Source organism: Rhodopseudomonas sp. B29 (genome assembly GCF_000333455.1).
Lineage (GTDB): Bacteria > Pseudomonadota > Alphaproteobacteria > Rhizobiales > Xanthobacteraceae > Rhodopseudomonas.
In genome coordinates, this window is the sequence record NZ_BADD01000595.1 from 1 (window position 1) to 16374 (window position 16374).

The 16374-nt window shown below is 65.5% G+C and carries 14 protein-coding genes; 10 read left to right on the forward strand and 4 right to left on the reverse strand.

What is annotated here, in order from left to right; all coding sequences use genetic code 11:
* On the forward strand, positions 1-347 hold a 347-nt coding region (locus I5M_RS21425; protein WP_022723277.1), incomplete at its 5' end, for a DUF1223 domain-containing protein.
* Between the two features lie 374 nt (positions 348-721).
* Positions 722-1090 (forward strand): DUF2794 domain-containing protein, encoded by a 369-nt coding sequence (locus I5M_RS21430; protein ID WP_022723278.1) that lies wholly within the window; start codon positions 722-724, stop codon positions 1088-1090.
* A gap of 169 nt (positions 1091-1259) precedes the next feature.
* Here the strand turns inward: I5M_RS21430 and I5M_RS21435 are convergent, their stop codons facing one another.
* The 4 genes from I5M_RS21435 to I5M_RS21455 all read right to left on the reverse strand — a co-directional run bounded on the left by I5M_RS21435 (position 1260) and on the right by I5M_RS21455 (position 6807).
* Positions 1260-1799 carry a GNAT family N-acetyltransferase gene (locus tag I5M_RS21435; protein ID WP_022723279.1) on the reverse strand — a complete coding sequence of 180 codons (540 nt, stop codon included), beginning with the start codon at positions 1797-1799 and terminating at the stop codon, positions 1260-1262.
* A 304-nt stretch (positions 1800-2103) separates the two neighbouring features.
* Positions 2104-2901 carry a Bax inhibitor-1/YccA family protein gene (locus tag I5M_RS21440; RefSeq protein ID WP_022723280.1) on the reverse strand — a complete coding sequence of 266 codons (798 nt, stop codon included), beginning with the start codon at positions 2899-2901 and terminating at the stop codon, positions 2104-2106.
* Between the two features lie 410 nt (positions 2902-3311).
* On the reverse strand, positions 3312-5882 hold the full coding sequence (locus I5M_RS21450) for an ABC transporter permease (RefSeq protein WP_022723282.1): 2571 nt from the start codon (positions 5880-5882) through the stop codon (positions 3312-3314).
* A gap of 184 nt (positions 5883-6066) precedes the next feature.
* Positions 6067-6807 carry an ABC transporter ATP-binding protein gene (locus tag I5M_RS21455; RefSeq protein ID WP_022723283.1) on the reverse strand — a complete coding sequence of 247 codons (741 nt, stop codon included), beginning with the start codon at positions 6805-6807 and terminating at the stop codon, positions 6067-6069.
* On the opposite strand from I5M_RS21455, the gene I5M_RS21465 reads away from it, so the two are divergent.
* From I5M_RS21465 to I5M_RS21500, 8 genes are all read left to right on the forward strand, one after another.
* Positions 6806-7501, forward strand: coding sequence for an arylesterase (locus I5M_RS21465; RefSeq protein ID WP_022723284.1), 696 nt, complete (start codon positions 6806-6808; stop codon positions 7499-7501). The genes I5M_RS21455 and I5M_RS21465 overlap by 2 nt on opposite strands.
* Positions 7502-7691: 190 nt before the next feature.
* Positions 7692-8231, forward strand: a complete 540-nt coding sequence (gene thpR, locus I5M_RS21470; RefSeq protein WP_022723285.1) for an RNA 2',3'-cyclic phosphodiesterase — start codon at positions 7692-7694, stop codon at positions 8229-8231.
* 116 nt (positions 8232-8347) lie between these two features.
* Positions 8348-9529 carry a cell division protein ZapE gene (gene zapE, locus I5M_RS21475; RefSeq protein ID WP_022723286.1) on the forward strand — a complete coding sequence of 394 codons (1182 nt, stop codon included), beginning with the start codon at positions 8348-8350 and terminating at the stop codon, positions 9527-9529.
* Positions 9530-9679: 150 nt separating this feature from the next.
* Positions 9680-10648, forward strand: a complete 969-nt coding sequence (gene mdh, locus I5M_RS21480) for a malate dehydrogenase (protein WP_022723287.1) — start codon at positions 9680-9682, stop codon at positions 10646-10648.
* A gap of 94 nt (positions 10649-10742) precedes the next feature.
* Positions 10743-11942: an ADP-forming succinate--CoA ligase subunit beta gene (gene sucC, locus I5M_RS21485; protein ID WP_022723288.1), complete on the forward strand. Its 1200-nt coding sequence runs from the start codon at positions 10743-10745 to the stop codon at positions 11940-11942.
* A gap of 135 nt (positions 11943-12077) precedes the next feature.
* On the forward strand, positions 12078-12962 hold the full coding sequence (sucD, locus tag I5M_RS21490; RefSeq protein WP_022723289.1) for a succinate--CoA ligase subunit alpha: 885 nt from the start codon (positions 12078-12080) through the stop codon (positions 12960-12962).
* A 129-nt stretch (positions 12963-13091) separates the two neighbouring features.
* Positions 13092-16049, forward strand: coding sequence for a 2-oxoglutarate dehydrogenase E1 component (locus I5M_RS21495; RefSeq protein ID WP_022723290.1), 2958 nt, complete (start codon positions 13092-13094; stop codon positions 16047-16049).
* Between the two features lie 97 nt (positions 16050-16146).
* A partial coding sequence (locus I5M_RS21500; protein ID WP_031337277.1) for a biotin/lipoyl-containing protein occupies positions 16147-16374 on the forward strand: 228 nt, incomplete at its 3' end.

Here is a 16374-nt window from a genome sequence, read left to right on the forward strand (position 1 = left end):
GGCGGTGCGGTCTCGATGAGCTCGACGGCAAGGAGATCAAGGTCGAGGTCGCCGCCGCGCCGGCGGGCGATCCGGTGCGTCATGGCGAAGTCTGGATCTGCGCAGTGTCAAAGGCGGTGCCGATTTCGATCGGCCGCGGCGAAAATCGCGGCCGCCAGATCACCTATCACAACGTCGTCCGCAACCTGCTCAAGGTCGGCGACTGGAACGGCGAGGCCGGCCATTGGTCGGTCCCGTTGGAGAACATCGCCGACCAGGGCGTCGATGCCGCGGCGGTGTATGTGCAGGATGGCAGCCGCGACAAGCCGGGCGCCATGCTGGGCGGCGCCTTCACCTCGCTGCGCTGAAGCGCTCGCGCCGCGAGCAGCGGCGCTCTCCCCACTGATCACCGCACAACAAAAAAGGACCAACTTGCGTTGGCCCTCGAGGCTCGTCTTCATAGGGGATTGGATCGCTGCGTCAGGCCCGGTCCCGACGACCCGGGGGGCTGGGGGCTGAGGAATCCGGACCGAAAGAACCGGGCCAACGCAGACATGATTCTTATCGTCGGTCGCCACGGCATGCGGTTGGCGAAATTCGGGCGGCAATAAGATTCGGCTAACGAAGGCGTGAGGCTGCATGCGGCGGCCCGTCGCGAAGGCCTGCACGCGGTGCTGCTTTCGGCCCCTTGCGGCGCGGCGCGGTCGGCGCAATCATGTCACCTCGGTGACAGGAGGCGGTGATGAGTCTGATGTCCGGGGAGGGTGATCCCAGCGAGCGTAACGCAGCGGAGCGCCTGGGCGCCGCGCCGCTGCAGACCAGGGTGACGTTCAATCGCCTGGAGCTCAATCGCATCCTCAACCTCTATGGCCGCATGGTCGCGGATGGCGAATGGCGCGATTACGCTATCGACTTCCTCAAAGACACCGCGGTTTTCTCGATCTTCCGCCGCGCCTCCGAAGTGCCGATCTACCGCATCGTCAAGGACCCGCGGCTGGCGCGCAAACAGGGCGCCTACAGCGTCATCGGCGCCTCCGGCCAAATCCTCCGCCGCGGCCACGAACTCGATCGCGTGCTACTGGTGATCGATAGGAAACTGGCGCTGGTGTGAGCGGTCGCTGCGTTTTCCGCACAGCATCGCTCCGAAACACCGCGTCATCGCCCGACTTGATCGGGCGACCCAGTATTCCAGAGCGCTGATCGTTACCACGAACTCTCTGGGATAATGGGCCCTCCGCTTTCGCGGAGGGTGACGGCCGAAATTGGAATGGCCGCCGGGCTCACAGCTCGCTCTGCTCCGGCAAACTCTCCGTCCCATCACCCAGCGCGCGCTGCATCATCACGGTGTCGAGCCAGCGGCCGAACTTGAAGCCGACGCCGCGATGGGTGCCGACGAGGTCGAAACCCATCTTGCGGTGCAGGGCGATTGAGCCGGCGTTTGCGGAGTCGCCGATCACGCCGATCATCTGGCGGTAGCCAGAGGCTGCGCAGCGGGCGATCAGCTCGGTCATCAGCGCGCTGCCGATGCCGGCTCGATGGTGGGCCGGATCGAGATAGACCGAATTCTCGACCGTGAACCGATAGGCCGGCCGCGGCCGGTACGGCCCCGCATAGGCATAGCCGGCGACGGTACCTTCGAACTCAGCCGTCAGATAGGGAAAGCCGGCGGCCGACAGGGCGTCGTAGCGCCGCGTCATCTCGGCGAGATTCGGCGGCGTCAGCTCGAACGTCGCGGTGCCGGTGCGCACCGCCTCGCCATAGATCGACGTGATGGCGGGGAGGTCGGTCGGAACGGCGGGACGGATAATGGACTGTGACATGCGGCTTGGTCGGGTGAGAATGCGGCAGCGGGGAGGCGTGTGCTCTGCGCACGTTGCAAGCGGGCCTGCAGATCGGATAGCGCGCCTGCAGTGCCAGTGTCCCATCAACACATTCGGCCGTCACCCTCCGCGAATGCGGAGGGCCTAGTATCCCAGAGCGGAGCGGTCTGTCCGCTGGCGCACTGGAATACTGGGTCGCCCGCCTGCGCGGGCGATGACGCTGTGCATGGGATTGATGCCACCAGCCCAAAACAAAAGCCCCGGCGTTTCCGCCGGGGCTTCGGATCCGTTCGCGTCGGTCAGCTTAGTCGCGCTGGCCGAGCAGCTGCAGCAGCAGCGTGAACAGGTTGATGAAGTTCAAGTACAGCGACAGCGCGCCGGTGATGGCGGCCTTCTCGGCGATCTCGCCACCGGCCGAGGCGTAGCCGTAGATGTAGTCGTTCTTCAGCCGCTGCGTATCGTAGGCGGTGAGGCCGGCGAACACCAGCACGCCCGCCACCGAGACGATGAACTGCAGCATCGACGAGGCGACGAACAGGTTCACCACGCTGGCGATGATGATGCCGATCAGGCCCATGAACAGGAACGACGCCATGCCGCTCATGTCACGCTTGGTGGTGTAGCCATAGAGGCTCAGCGCGCCGAAGGTGGCGGCGGTGATGAAGAACACCCGCACGATCGAGGTGTGGGTGTACACCAGGAAGATCGACGACAGCGACACGCCCATCAGCGCCGAGAATACCCAGAACAGGATCTGGGCGGTCTGCGGCTTCAGGCGATTGATGCCGAACGAGATCGCGAACACCATCGCCAGCGGCGCGAGCATGAACACCCACTTCAGCGGGCTCACGAACATCGCGTAGCCGAACGAGGTCAGGTAGCCGCCCGCGATCTTCTGCGGGATCGCGGCCGCCGACGGATCGCTGGTCACGGCGCCCATATAGACGCCGAGCGCGGCGAAGCCGGTGATCGCCAGGCCGATGGTCATGTAGTTGTAGATGCGCAGCATGTAGCTGCGCAGGCCGGCATCGACGGTCGCGGTGTCGACGCGACCGGCCGCCCGGCCGAAGGGAGAAGCGTAGTTACGGTCGAAGTCCGACATGGTCGAATTCCCGAGTTGGCTGGCTGGTCGCGGCTGCGAGGCCAGGGCGAATATAATCCGGACGTGTTGCTGCGGATCGTTAATTTTCGGTCACCCGATCGGTTCGGTTAACCGAACGTCGGTCTTCCGAAACTTGGGTCTTCCGAGCGACCCGCCGGACCCGTCCGGTCCAAGCTGACATGTGGGAAACTAACACAGCGGGAGCAAGGTTTTATGCGCGGCTGAATGTCGCTCTGGGGCTAAAACAGCGCGGCAAATCGCGCATTTTCCAGACTTTCGTCGCAACCGCGGCGCGCCGATCCGCGGCGCTGCGAGCCGGCATGGGCGAAGTTGGCGCGGACGGAGGTCATGCCGGTTGTTGCCGCGAGGCGACGCGTCACCGACGTTGGGAGCAAAGAGCGCCAGACTCACTAAAGGTTGCGGAGGACGGCGGCGGGCTTTTGGTTGAGCGCCAGCACCGTTCCGATCAGCCCGAGCCCGACCGTGACCAGCAGTGCGGCCAGCACCACGCCGGCGGCCGAAGCGGCCTGCCAGACGAAGCCGAGCGTCATCAGTTTGGTGACGATCAGCCATGCCGAGACAGAACCGGCGATCACCCCGAAGGCCGCCGTCGCGAGGCCGATCAAAAGATACTCGAGCGCGAAGGCGCCGACCAAGCGCGCCCGGGTGGCGCCGAGTGTTTTCAGGATCACCGCGTCATAGACGCGGTGGCGATGGCCCGCGGCGAGCGCGCCGCCAAGCACCAGGATGGCCGAGATCAGCGTCACGGCGCTGGCGCCGCGCACCGCCAGCACCAGATTGTTGACGACGCCGCCGACCGTCTCCAGGGCCTCGCGGACGCGGACGCTGGTGACCATCGGAAACTTGTCTGCAACCTGCCGGATCACCGCCGCATCGCTTTGCGGCGTGCTGCCGGCCTCGGTCAGGGTGGCAATGTGAGTGTGTGGTGCGCCGCGGAAGGTGTTGGGAGAAAACACCAGCACGAAGTTGATGCCGAGGCTCTGCCAGTCGACGCTGCGCAGATTGCTGACGGTCGCGGTGATCTCGCGGCCGAGCACATTGACCGTCACCTTGTCGCCGATAGACAGGCCGAGGCCTTCGGCGAGCTTCTTGTCGAACGACACCAGCGGCGGTCCATTGTAGTCTTTCGGCCACCAGTGACCGTCGGCGACGCGCGAGCCGGCCGGAACTTCGGTCGCATAGGTCAGGCCTCGGTCGCTCTGCAGCACCCATTCGGCGTCGGGCGCCGGCTTGAGGTCCTCGGCCTTGACGCCGCGCGCCGCCGTGATCCTTCCGCGCAGCATGGGCACGTCTTCGAGCGTCGCGTTGGGGGCGATCTGTTTGAGGTAGTCGGTGAACTGATCGGCTTCGCTCGACGGGATATCGATGAAGAAGAAGGTCGGCGCCTTCTCGGGCAGCGCGGCGGCGAATTGCCGGCGCAAATTGCCGTCGATCTGCGACACCGTCACCAGCACCGCGAGGCCGAGCCCGAGCGACAGCACGACCGAAGGCGTCAGCGCACCGGGGCGATGGATGTTGGCGATCGCCAGCCGCAGCATGGTGATCCGCGATCGCGGCAGCCGCCGCGCGATCGCCATCACGGCGGCGGCGACGCCGCGCATCAGCGCGAACACCACCAGCGCCGCGATCACGAAGGCGGCCGCCACGCGCTTGTCGAAGGAAAGCCCGATCACCATCGCCAGCAGCGCCGCCACTACGAGCCCGATCCAGACGATGTGCTTGAGCCGCGGCCGGTGCGCCCGGCTCGCCTGCGCTTCGCGAAACAGCGTCGCCACCGGCACGTCGTGCACCTGCGCCAACGGCCACAGCCCGAACGCCAGCGCGGTGAGCAGGCCGTAGATCAGCGACAGCGCCAGCTCTTCGGGATGCAGCGCCGCCACCACCGGCAACGGCAGCAGCTTGCCGAAGCCGCCGACGATGACGAACGGCAGCGCCGCGCCAAACGCCAGCCCGATCAGCGATCCGATCGTGGCGAGCAGCAACACCTGAGTCAGATAGATCGCGAACACGTCGCGCCCGGTGGCGCCGACCGCCTTGAAGGCGGCGATGACGTCGCGGCGGCGATCGATGTGGCTCTTCACCGCATTGGCGACACCGACGCCGCCGACCAGAAGCGCCGCGAGTCCGACAAGCGTCAGGAATTGCGTGAAGCGCGTGATGGTCCGTTCGAGCTGCGGCGAGGCGTTGCTGCGCGTGCGGATTTCCCAGCCGGCCTGGGGCAGCGCCGCGCGGGTGTCATCGGCGAAGCGCTGCGCCGCCTGATCGCTGGCGCCGTTGTCGGCGAGACGCACGCGGTAGATCCAGCGCACCAGGCTTCCGGGCTGCAGCAGCTGCGTGGCGCGAAGGCCGTCCTGGCTGATCAGGAAGCGTGGCCCGAAACCGACCGCACCGGACAGCTTGTCGGGCTCGGAGGCGACGACGCTGCGGATCTGAAAGTGAGCGTTGCCCAGGCTGACGCTGTCGCCGAGTTTGAGGCCGAGCCGCGCCAGCAGGGCCGCGTCGGCGGCTGCCCCGAACGCGCCGCCCTGCTCCGCCAGCACGTCGGCGATCGGCATTGGCGGCTCGAGCTTGAGCTCGCCCAGAATCGGATAGGCATCGTCGACTGCCTTGAGTTCGACCAATGCGGAGCGGCCGTCCGCGGTCCGCGCCATGCCGCGCATCGTCGCCGCCACAGAGACCTGACCGTGGCTGCGCAGATAGCCGAGTTCGGCGGGGGTGGCTTCGCGCTGGATCAGAGAAAACGCGACGTCACCGCCGAGCAGCGTACGGCCTTCGCGGGCGAGCCCGTCGCTCAGACTGGCCGCGACCGAACCGACCCCGGCGATCGCCATAACGCCGAGCGCGATGCAGGCGATGAACACGTAGAAGCCGTTGAGTCCGCTGCGCAGTTCGCGCAGCGCGTAGCGGAGGGGGAGGGAGGAGCGCCGCGGCTGCGCAATCGGTTCTGAGACGGCGCTCATCGGTGCACCGCCTCGCAAGCATAGTCGCCGTCATTGCGAGGAGCACCCGGATCGGCGCTTCGCGCCGTCCGAGCACAGGCTCCGCGACGAAGCAATCCAGCTCCGCGGACCGCGGCTGGATTGCTTCGCTCCGCTCGCAATGACGGAGTTGAAGTCGTGGTGCGGAGCATATTGAACTTGCCGCTCACGCCGATGCCCTTGCCGCAGTACCCGGCTGGGTCGCGTCGATGCGGCCGGAGCGGAGGCGGATGACGCGGTCGCAGCGCTGGGCGAGGCCGGTGTCGTGGGTGACCAGCACCAGCGTCATGCCGCGTTCAGCATGTTTGGCGAACAGCAGATCGACGATCTGCTTGCCGGTCGATTCGTCGAGATTGCCGGTCGGCTCGTCGGCAACCAGGATCGCCGGATCTGGCGCCAGCGCCCGGGCCAGCGCGACGCGCTGCTGCTCGCCGCCGGAGAGCTGCGTTGGATAATGATGCAGCCGCTCGCCGAGGCCGACGGCCTGCAATTCCTGCGCGGCGCGGCGCGCGGCGTCAGGATCGCCGGCGAGTTCGAGCGGCACCGCGACGTTCTCTAGCGCCGTCATGGTCGGGATCAGATGAAAGGACTGGAAGACGATGCCGATGCGGCGGCCGCGGAAGCGCGCCAGCGCGTCCTCGTCGAGGCCATTGAAAGCGGTGCCATCGACCACCACCTCACCGCTGTCGGGCCGCTCCAGCCCGGCCATCACCATCAGCAGGGTGGATTTCCCGGAGCCGGAGGGGCCGATCAGACCGATCGCCTCGCCTTCGGCGACACGCAGGCTGATGTCCTTGAGGATGTGAACCCGCGCCGCGCCGCTGCCCAGCGACAGGTTCAGGTTCGAGATCGAGATGGTGTCCGGCGCCGGGCCGGACGTCGGCGAGAGCGGAATGCGAGTGTCCATGGCTGCTGCATATGGCGATTCAATCGGCGCGGTCGAGGGCCTGTTCCGCACGATTGCGTGGGCCGGCATGCTGGCCGTCGCGGTGCTGCTGCCGGCCCAGCGCGCTGATGCAGAACCCTCTACCAAACCGCTCAAGGTGGTGATGCTCGGGGATTCACTAACGGCGGGCTACGGCCTGCCCGGGCCGGATGCCTTTCCGGTGAAGCTGCAGGCTGCGCTGCAAGCCGAGGGGATCTCAGCCGAGCTGATCAATGCCGGCGTGTCGGGCGACACCGCCTCGGGCGGGCTCGAACGCCTCGACTGGTCGGTGCCGCAGGATGCCGATGCGGTGGTGGTCGAGCTCGGCGCCAATGACGCACTGCGCGGGCTCGACCCCAAGGTCACCCGCAAGGCGCTGACGGGAATCCTCGAGAAGCTGAAGGCGCGCAATCTGCCGGTGCTGCTCACCGGCATGATGGCGCCCCCGAACTACGGGGCCGACTATGCGGCGCAATTCAACGCGATCTATCCCGACCTCGCCAAACAGTTCGGCGTGCCGCTGTATCCTTTCTTCCTCGACGGCGTCGCGACCATCGCCAGCCTCAATCAGGCCGACGGCATGCACCCCAACGCCAAGGGCGTCGATGCCGTCGTGAAAAGCATCCTGCCGACTGTTTCGGCATTCCTGCGCGACGTCGCGGCCAAGCGCGGCTGAGGAGTCGGTTAACGGGGGGTTAAGATGAGGATTACCCTCTGGTTTTTCACCGCTCCCGGCTCGTCGCTGTAGCGCTGTTACATTGTCAGGCTACAAAATGTAGGTGTGATTCGCCGGACGGTTCGCGGAAGCCCACCCCCGGTCTTCGGGACGGCAGCCGCGATCGGGCCTCAAGTGTGAGGGTGTTCCGATGCCGCGTTTGTTCACTGGACTGGAGATCCCTGCCGAGATCGGCGAGACCCTGTCGAATTTACGCGGAGGCCTCCCAGGCGCCCGCTGGGTCGAACCGGAAGATTATCATCTGACGTTGCGCTTCATCGGCGACATCGACGGCATCACCGCCAACGAGATCGCCTCGATGCTGTTTCGCATCAACCGCAAGCCGTTCGAGGTGGCGCTGCAGGGGCTGTCGAGCTTCGGCGGCAAGAAGCCCCGCGCGGTGATTGCTTCGGTGGTGCCGTCGAAGCCGCTGATCGAATTGCAGGCCGAGCTGGAACGCCTGCTGCAGCGGGTCGGGCTCGATCCCGAAGGGCGCAAATTCACCCCGCATGTGACGCTGGCCCGGCTGCGCGGCGACGTTTCCAGCCAGGACGTCGCCAACTATCTGCAGGTCCGCGGCTATTTCCCCACCCGCGTGTTCAAGGCCGAGCGCTTCGTGTTGTTCTCGGCGCGGGCTTCGACCGGCGGCGGGCCCTACATCGTCGAAGCGCCGTACGATCTGCACGCCTGAGGCTGCAGGCTTCTCCGGGCAAGCCGGCAGGGTTGCGATGCCCTGCCGGGCTGCATGGCGCTCCGCAGCAATACCGGCTTGCATTTTGCGGCGCGGTGAGGCGGTAAGAGGACCGCATGTCCTCGCCGCTTTCGTTCCGCCAGCACTATCAGTCGCTGCTCGCCTCCGGCAGCATCGAGGCCGATCCGGCGCAGGCCGCCGCGGTCGAGGCCTTTGGCGCCCTCGACGATACGCTGGCGAATTACAAGCCGCCGAAAAAGCAGAGCTTTCTCGGCCGCCTGTTCGGCGGCGACAACGGCGGGCCGCCGCCCAAGGGGCTCTACGTTCACGGCGAGGTCGGCCGCGGCAAGACCATGTTGATGGACTTGTTCTTCGACTCGTGTCCGGTGGCGCACAAACGTCGCGCGCATTTTCACGAGTTCATGGCCGAGGCGCACGAGCGCATCTACGCCTTCCGCCAGAACATCAAGCGCGGCGAAATCGCCGATGGCGACGTCATCGCACTGACCGCAGCCTCGATCTTCGAAGAAGCCTGGCTGCTGTGCTTCGACGAATTTCACGTCACCGACATCGCCGACGCGATGATCCTGTCGCGGCTGTTCGGCAAGCTGTTCGAGCTCGGCACCGTGGTGGTGGCGACCTCCAACGTGGCGCCCGACGATCTCTACAAAGGCGGCCTCAACCGCGCGCTGTTCGTGCCGTTCATTGGCCAGGTCAAAGCCAACATGGACGTGCTGCGGCTCGATGCCCGAACCGACTACCGGCTTGAGAAATTCGCCGGCATGAAGGTCTGGCTGACCCCGGACGATGCCGAGGCCACGGCGGCGATCGATCGCGCGTTTCACCGGCTCACCGGCGAGACCAAGGGGCCGCCGCACGATATTTCGATCAAAGGTCGCATCCTGCGGGTGCCGCAGTCGTGCCACCACGTCGCGCGGTTCTCGTTCGCCGATCTGTGCCAGCAGCCGCTCGCGGCGTCCGACTATCTGCGGCTCGCGCACGATTATCATACGGTGCTGATCGATCACGTGCCGGTGATGGAGCTGGCCGACCGCAACGCCGCCAAGCGCTTCATCACGCTGATCGACACGTTCTACGACAACGCCGTCAAGCTGATGGCCTCCGCGGCGGCAGAGCCGGCTGCGCTTTATCGCGCAAACGAGGGCTTCGAGGCGATGGAGTTCAACCGCACGGTGTCGCGGCTGATCGAAATGGGCTCGGACAGTTATCTGGCGCTGCCCCACGGCCGGCGCGATTCCGAAGCCTCCGGTTCGACCACCGGGTTGGTCGAAACATGAGGCCGCGGGGACACGGTCTCCCTCCAGCCCTGCGTGGTGCGGGCAACAATTGGGCGTTGCCCCGACTTGAACGCACCCCGCAGAAGCGATAACCACCTTCCGGATTTCCCCACCCCTCCGAACTCTTCGGGCTCAAAGGACTGGCTTCCCATGGCGCGTGACAAGATTGCTTTGATTGGCTCCGGCCAGATCGGCGGTACGCTGGCTCACATGATCGGGCTCAAGGAGCTCGGCGACGTGGTGCTGTTCGATATCGCCGAGGGCGTGCCGCAGGGCAAAGCGCTGGATCTCGCCGAATCCTCCCCGGTCGATGGCTTCGACGCCAAGCTGACCGGCGCCAACTCCTACGAGGCGATCGAAGGCGCCAGCGTCGTGATCGTCACCGCCGGCGTGCCGCGCAAGCCCGGCATGAGCCGTGACGACCTTCTCAGCATCAACCTCAAGGTGATGGAGCAGGTCGGCGCCGGCATCAAGAAGTACGCCCCGAACGCCTTCGTCATCTGCATCACCAACCCGCTCGACGCCATGGTCTGGGCGCTGCAGAAGGCCTCGGGCCTGCCCGCCAAGAAGGTCGTCGGCATGGCCGGCGTGCTCGACTCGGCGCGCTTCCGCTACTTCCTGGCCGACGAATTCAACGTCTCGGTCGAAGACGTCACCGCCTTCGTGCTCGGTGGCCACGGCGACACCATGGTGCCGCTGGTCAAGTACTCGACCGTCGCCGGCATCCCGCTGCCCGACCTGGTCAAGATGGGCTGGACCTCGCAGGCCCGCCTCGACGAGATCGTCGACCGCACCCGCAACGGCGGCGCCGAGATCGTCAACCTGCTCAAGACCGGTTCGGCGTTCTACGCTCCGGCCGCTTCGGCGATCGCGATGGCCGAAAGCTATCTCAAGGACAAGAAGCGCGTGATGCCGGTGGCCGCCGCTCTGAACGGCGAATACGGCATCAAGGACACCTACGTCGGCGTCCCGGTGGTGATCGGCGCCAAGGGCGTCGAGCGCATCGTCGAGATCGAGCTGGCCGGCAAGGACCGCGAAGCGTTCGACAAGTCGGTCGGCGCCGTGCAGGGCCTGATCGACGCCTGCAAGAAGATCGCACCCGATCTTCTGGGCCGCTGAACCAAGACTGTAATCCGGCCGTGGTACGTTTCGCCTCGGCGGAACGCACCGCGGTGTTTCAACCGGCCGGCTGCGTTCCGGCGAGGGCTTCGCGATGAATATCCACGAATACCAGGCCAAAGCGGTACTGCGCGAGTTCGGCGTTCCGGTCGGGCACGGCTACCCGATCTTCAAGGCGTCCGAGGCCGAAGCCGCCGCCAAGCAGCTCGGCGGTCCGGTCTGGGTGGTGAAGAGCCAGATCCACGCCGGCGGCCGCGGCAAGGGCAAGTTCAAGGAAGCCTCGGCCGGTGACAAGGGCGGCGTCCGCCTCGCCAAGTCGGTCGACGAGGTCAAGGAATTCGCCAAGCAGATGCTCGGCGCCACGCTGGTGACGGTGCAGACCGGCCCCGACGGCAAGCAGGTCAACCGGCTCTACATCGAAGAAGGCTCCGACATCGACAAGGAGTTCTATCTGTCGCTGCTGGTCGACCGCGCCACCTCGCGGATCTCCTTCGTGGTCTCGACCGAAGGCGGCATGTCGATCGAGGACGTCGCCCACGAGACGCCCGAAAAGATCGTGTCGTTCACGGTCGATCCGGCGACCGGCATCATGGGCCATCACGGCCGCACCGTCGCCAAGGCGCTGAACCTCAAGGGCGACCAGGCCAAGCAGGCCGAGGCGATGGTGGCCAAGCTCTACACCGCGTTCGTCGCCAAAGACATGGACATGCTCGAGATCAACCCGCTGGTGCTGACCAAGCAGGGCGACCTCAAGTGCCTCGACGCCAAGATCTCGTTCGACGGCAACGCGCTGTATCGCCACGTCGACATCCAGTCGCTGCGCGACGAGACCGAGGAAGACGCCAAGGAGATCGAGGCGTCCAAGTACGACCTCAACTACGTCACCCTCGACGGCACCATCGGCTGCATGGTCAACGGCGCCGGCCTCGCCATGGCGACGATGGACATCATCAAGCTGTACGGCATGGCCCCGGCCAACTTCCTCGACGTCGGCGGCGGCGCCAGCAAGGAGAAGGTGACGGCGGCGTTCAAGATCATCACCGCCGATCCCAACGTGAAGGGCATCCTGATCAACATCTTCGGCGGCATCATGAAGTGCGACGTGATCGCCGAGGGCGTGGTCGCGGCCGTCAAGGAAGTCGGTCTCTCGGTGCCGCTGGTGGTCCGCCTCGAAGGCACCAATGTCGAAGAGGGCAAGAAGATCATCAAGCACTCCGGCCTCAACGTGCTGCCCGCCGACAACCTCGACGACGCCGCGCAGAAGATCGTCAACGCCGTCAAGGCGGCGGCTTGATGCTGCGGCCTATTTAAATTTCTCCGTCATGCCCGCGCTCGTCGCGGGCATCCACGTCTTCCTTTTAAGCCACGCAGCAAGGCGTGGATGGCCGGGACAAGCCCGGCCATGACGAACGCGGAAAAGCGAGCTCCCATGTCCATCCTCATCGACCGCAACACCAAAGTCATCTGCCAGGGCTTCACCGGCAAGAACGGCACCTTCCACTCCGAGGCGGCGATCGCCTACGGCACCAAGATGGTCGGCGGCACCTCGCCGGGCAAAGGCGGCTCGACCCATATCGGCCTGCCGGTGTTCGACACCGTCGCCGAGGCGCGTGACAAGACCGGCGCCGACGCCAGCGTGATCTACGTTCCGCCGCCCGGCGCAGCGGATGCGATCTGCGAGGCGATCGATGCCGAGATCCCGCTGATCGTCTGCATCACCGAGGGCATCCCTGTGCTCGACATGGTGCGGGTCAAGCGTTCGCTGGCCGGCTCCAAGTCGCGCCTGATCGGGCCGAACTGCCCGGGCGTCATGACCGCCGGCGAATGCAAGATCGGCATCATGCCGGCCAACATCTTCAAGCCCGGCTCGGTCGGCATCGTGTCGCGCTCAGGCACCCTGACCTACGAGGCGGTGTTCCAGACCACGGCCGAAGGCCTCGGCCAGACCAGCGCGGTCGGCATCGGCGGCGACCCGGTCAAGGGCACCGAGTTCATCGACGTGCTGGAAATGTTCCTGGCCGACGACAAGACCGAATCCATCATCATGATCGGCGAGATCGGCGGTTCGGCCGAGGAAGACGCCGCCCAGTTCCTGATCGACGAGGCCAAGCGCGGCCGCAAGAAGCCGATGGTGGGATTCATCGCCGGCGTTACCGCCCCTCCCGGCCGCCGCATGGGTCATGCCGGCGCGATCATTTCGGGCGGCAAGGGCGACGCAGCCTCGAAGACGGCCGCGATGGAAGCGGCTGGAATCACGGTGTCGCCGTCGCCGGCGCGGCTCGGGCATACGCTTGCCGAGAAATTGAAGTCCTAATTCAAACCTTGTGTCGTTCCGAGCTTACAAATCCCTAGAATAGGATAAAAGGTGCACTACGTTGCTGGTCCGGTAACCGGATCGGCTTTAGTCGCGTCTCGGTCGCGATTTCATTATCAGGAAGCAATCATGTCTCGCCAGGACGCGAATGCCGCTTTCGCACTCTCTTCCTTTCTCCAGGGCGCCAATGCCAGCTACATTGACGACCTGTACTCCCGCTACGAGAACGATCCGTCTTCGGTCGATGCCGATTGGCAGGCATTCTTCCAGAGTCTGAAAGACAATCCGGGCGACATCCAGAAGAACGCCGAGGGCCCGTCCTGGGAGGCGCCAAACTGGCCGCTGACCCCGCGTGACGACCTGACTTCGGCGCTCGACGGCAACTGGCAGCAGGCCGAGAAGGCGATCAGCCAGAAGCTTCAGGCCAAGGCCCAGAAGAGCGGCGTCGAACTGTCGACCGCAGACGTCAATCAGGCGACCCGCGATTCTGTGCGGGCCTTGATGCTGATCCGCGCCTACCGCATGCGCGGCCATTTCCACGCCAAGCTCGATCCGCTCGGCATGTCGCCGCAGCGCGACCACGAGGAACTTGACATCCGCTCCTACGGCTTCACCGAAGCCGATCTCGATCGCAAAATCTTCCTCGATCACGTGCTCGGCCTCGAATACGGCTCGCTGCGCGACATCGTGGCGATCTGCGAGCGCACCTATTGCCAGACCCTGGGTATCGAGTTTCTGCATATCTCCAATGGTGCGCAGAAGGCCTGGATCCAGGAGCGCATCGAAGGTCCGGACAAGGAAATCAGCTTCACCCGCGAGGGCCGTCGCGCCATCCTGATGAAGCTGATCGAGTCCGAAGGCTTCGAGAAGTTTTGCGACCTCAAGTTCACCGGCACCAAGCGCTTCGGCCTCGACGGCGGCGAAGCGCTGATCCCGGCGCTGGAGCAGATCATCAAGCGCGGCGGCAATCTGGGTGTGCGCGAGATCGTGCTCGGCATGCCGCATCGCGGCCGCCTCAACGTGCTGACCCAGGTGATGGGCAAGCCGCACCGCGCGCTGTTTCACGAATTCAAGGGCGGCTCGGCCAATCCGGACGAAGTCGAGGGCTCGGGCGACGTCAAATATCACCTCGGCGCGTCGTCGGATCGCGAGTTCGACCACAACAAGGTGCATCTGTCGCTCACCGCCAACCCGTCGCATCTCGAGATCGTCGATCCGGGGGTGCTCGGCAAGGTCCGCGCCAAGCAGGACCAGCACGGGGATCTGCCGGAAGAGCGCGTCTCGGTGCTGCCGCTGTTGATGCACGGCGACGCCGCGTTCGCCGGCCAGGGCGTGGTGGCCGAATGCTTCGGCCTGTCCGACCTGAAGGGCTACCGCACCGGCGGTTCGATCCACTTCATCGTCAACAACCAGATCGGCTTCACGACCTATCCGCGCTATTCGCGCTCGTCGCCCTATCCGTCGGACGTGGCGAAGATGATCGACGCGCCGATCTTCCACGTGAATGGCGACGATCCCGAAGCGGTGGTGTTCGCCGCCAAGATCGCGGTCGAGTACCGGCAGAAGTTCCACAAGCCGGTCGTCATCGATATGTTCTGCTATCGTCGGCACGGCCACAACGAGGGCGACGAGCCGGCGTTCACCCAGCCGATCATGTACCGCAAGATCGCGGGCCATCCGACCACGCTTGAGCTCTACTCCAAGCGGCTGATCGCCGACGGCGTCATCACCGAAGGCGAGGTCGACAAGGCCAAGGCCGACTGGCGCGCCCGGCTCGACGCCGAGCTGGAAGCCGGCTCGTCCTACCGGCCCAACAAGGCCGACTGGCTCGACGGCAAATGGGCGGGCTTCAAGTCGGCCGATCAGGAGGACGATCCGCGTCGCGGCATCACCGGCGTCGACGTCGCCACCCTGAAGGACATCGGCCGCAAGATTACCAAGGTGCCGGAAGGCTTCCGCCTGCATCGCACCGTGCAGCGCTTCCTCGAAGCGCGCGCCAAGGCGATCGACTCCGGTGTCGGCATCGACTGGGCGACCGGCGAGGCGCTGTCGTTCTGCGCGCTGCTGCAGGAAGGCCACCGCGTCCGCCTGTCGGGTCAGGACTCCGAACGCGGCACCTTCTCGCAGCGCCATTCGGTGTTGTTCGATCAGGAAGACGAGACCCGCTACACGCCGTTCAATCACCTCGGCCCAGAGCAGGGTCACTACGAGGTGGTCAACTCGATGCTGTCGGAAGAAGCCGTGCTCGGCTTCGAATACGGCTACTCGCTGACCGAGCCGAATACGCTGGTGGCGTGGGAAGCGCAGTTCGGCGATTTCGCCAACGGCGCCCAGGTGCTGTTCGACCAGTTCATCTCGTCGGGCGAGCGCAAATGGCTGCGCATGTCGGGCCTCGTCTGCCTGCTGCCGCACGGCTACGAGGGGCAGGGTCCGGAGCATTCTTCGGCGCGGCTCGAGCGCTTCCTGCAGATGTGCGCCGAAGACAATATGCAGGTCGTGTATCCGACCACTCCGGCCAACTACTTCCACGTGCTGCGTCGCCAGCTCAAGCGTGAGATCCGCAAGCCGCTGATCCTGATGACGCCGAAGTCGCTGCTGCGCCACAAGCGGGCGGTATCCAAGCTCGAAGAACTCGGCGCGGAGACGACGTTCCACCGCGTGCTGTGGGACGACGCCCAGAAGAATGCCGACGAGAAGATCAAGCTGGTGGCGGACGACAAGATCCGCCGCGTCGTGCTGTGCTCCGGCAAGGTCTATTACGACCTTTACGAGGAGCGCGAGAAACGCGGCATCGACGACATCTATCTGCTGCGCGTCGAGCAGCTCTATCCGGTGCCGTTGAAGACGCTGGTGCAGGAGATGTCGCGCTTCAAGCAGGCCGAAGTCGTGTGGTGTCAGGAAGAGCCGCGTAATATGGGCGCCTGGCACTTCATCGAGCCGTATCTGGAGTGGGTGCTGAATCAGGCCGGAGCCGTCAACCGCCGGCCGCGTTACGTCGGCCGCCCCGCCTCCGCCGCCACCGCCACCGGGTTGATGTCCAAGCATCTGGCCCAGCTCAAGGCGTTCTTGGACGAGGCGCTGCGCTGACCTTTACGGCCGCCGGCCGACCGGCGGCCTGATCGACCTTATTTGTTCAGGGCGGTGCGCAGGCCTAAGGGTGCGGCCGCGAGAGGAAACAGACACGATGACTGAAATTCGCGTTCCGACGCTCGGCGAATCCGTGACCGAGGCGACGATCGGCCGCTGGTTCAAGAAGCCCGGCGATGCGGTGGCGGTGGACGAGCCGCTGGTCGAGCTCGAAACCGACAAGGTGACCATCGAAGTGCCGGCGCCGTCCGCCGGCACGCTCGGCGAAATAGTCGCCAAGGACGGCGAGACCGTCGCGGTCGGCGCGCTGCTCGCCAGATCCCGA

What these genes read in the sequence shown, in the direction of transcription:
- I5M_RS21430 (WP_022723278.1), top strand. Translation starts at nt 722, where the DNA reads ATGAGTCTGATGTCCGGGGAGGGTGATCCCAGCGAGCGTAACGCAGCG.
- I5M_RS21435 (WP_022723279.1), bottom strand. Translation starts at nt 1,799, where the DNA reads ATGTCACAGTCCATTATCCGTCCCGCCGTTCCGACCGACCTCCCCGCC.
- I5M_RS21440 (WP_022723280.1), bottom strand. Translation starts at nt 2,901, where the DNA reads ATGTCGGACTTCGACCGTAACTACGCTTCTCCCTTCGGCCGGGCGGCC.
- I5M_RS21450 (WP_022723282.1), bottom strand. Translation starts at nt 5,882, where the DNA reads ATGAGCGCCGTCTCAGAACCGATTGCGCAGCCGCGGCGCTCCTCCCTC.
- I5M_RS21465 (WP_022723284.1), top strand. Translation starts at nt 6,806, where the DNA reads ATGGCTGCTGCATATGGCGATTCAATCGGCGCGGTCGAGGGCCTGTTC.
- I5M_RS21455 (WP_022723283.1), bottom strand. Translation starts at nt 6,807, where the DNA reads ATGGACACTCGCATTCCGCTCTCGCCGACGTCCGGCCCGGCGCCGGAC.
- thpR (WP_022723285.1), top strand. Translation starts at nt 7,692, where the DNA reads ATGCCGCGTTTGTTCACTGGACTGGAGATCCCTGCCGAGATCGGCGAG.
- zapE (WP_022723286.1), top strand. Translation starts at nt 8,348, where the DNA reads ATGTCCTCGCCGCTTTCGTTCCGCCAGCACTATCAGTCGCTGCTCGCC.
- mdh (WP_022723287.1), top strand. Translation starts at nt 9,680, where the DNA reads ATGGCGCGTGACAAGATTGCTTTGATTGGCTCCGGCCAGATCGGCGGT.
- sucC (WP_022723288.1), top strand. Translation starts at nt 10,743, where the DNA reads ATGAATATCCACGAATACCAGGCCAAAGCGGTACTGCGCGAGTTCGGC.
- sucD (WP_022723289.1), top strand. Translation starts at nt 12,078, where the DNA reads ATGTCCATCCTCATCGACCGCAACACCAAAGTCATCTGCCAGGGCTTC.
- I5M_RS21495 (WP_022723290.1), top strand. Translation starts at nt 13,092, where the DNA reads ATGTCTCGCCAGGACGCGAATGCCGCTTTCGCACTCTCTTCCTTTCTC.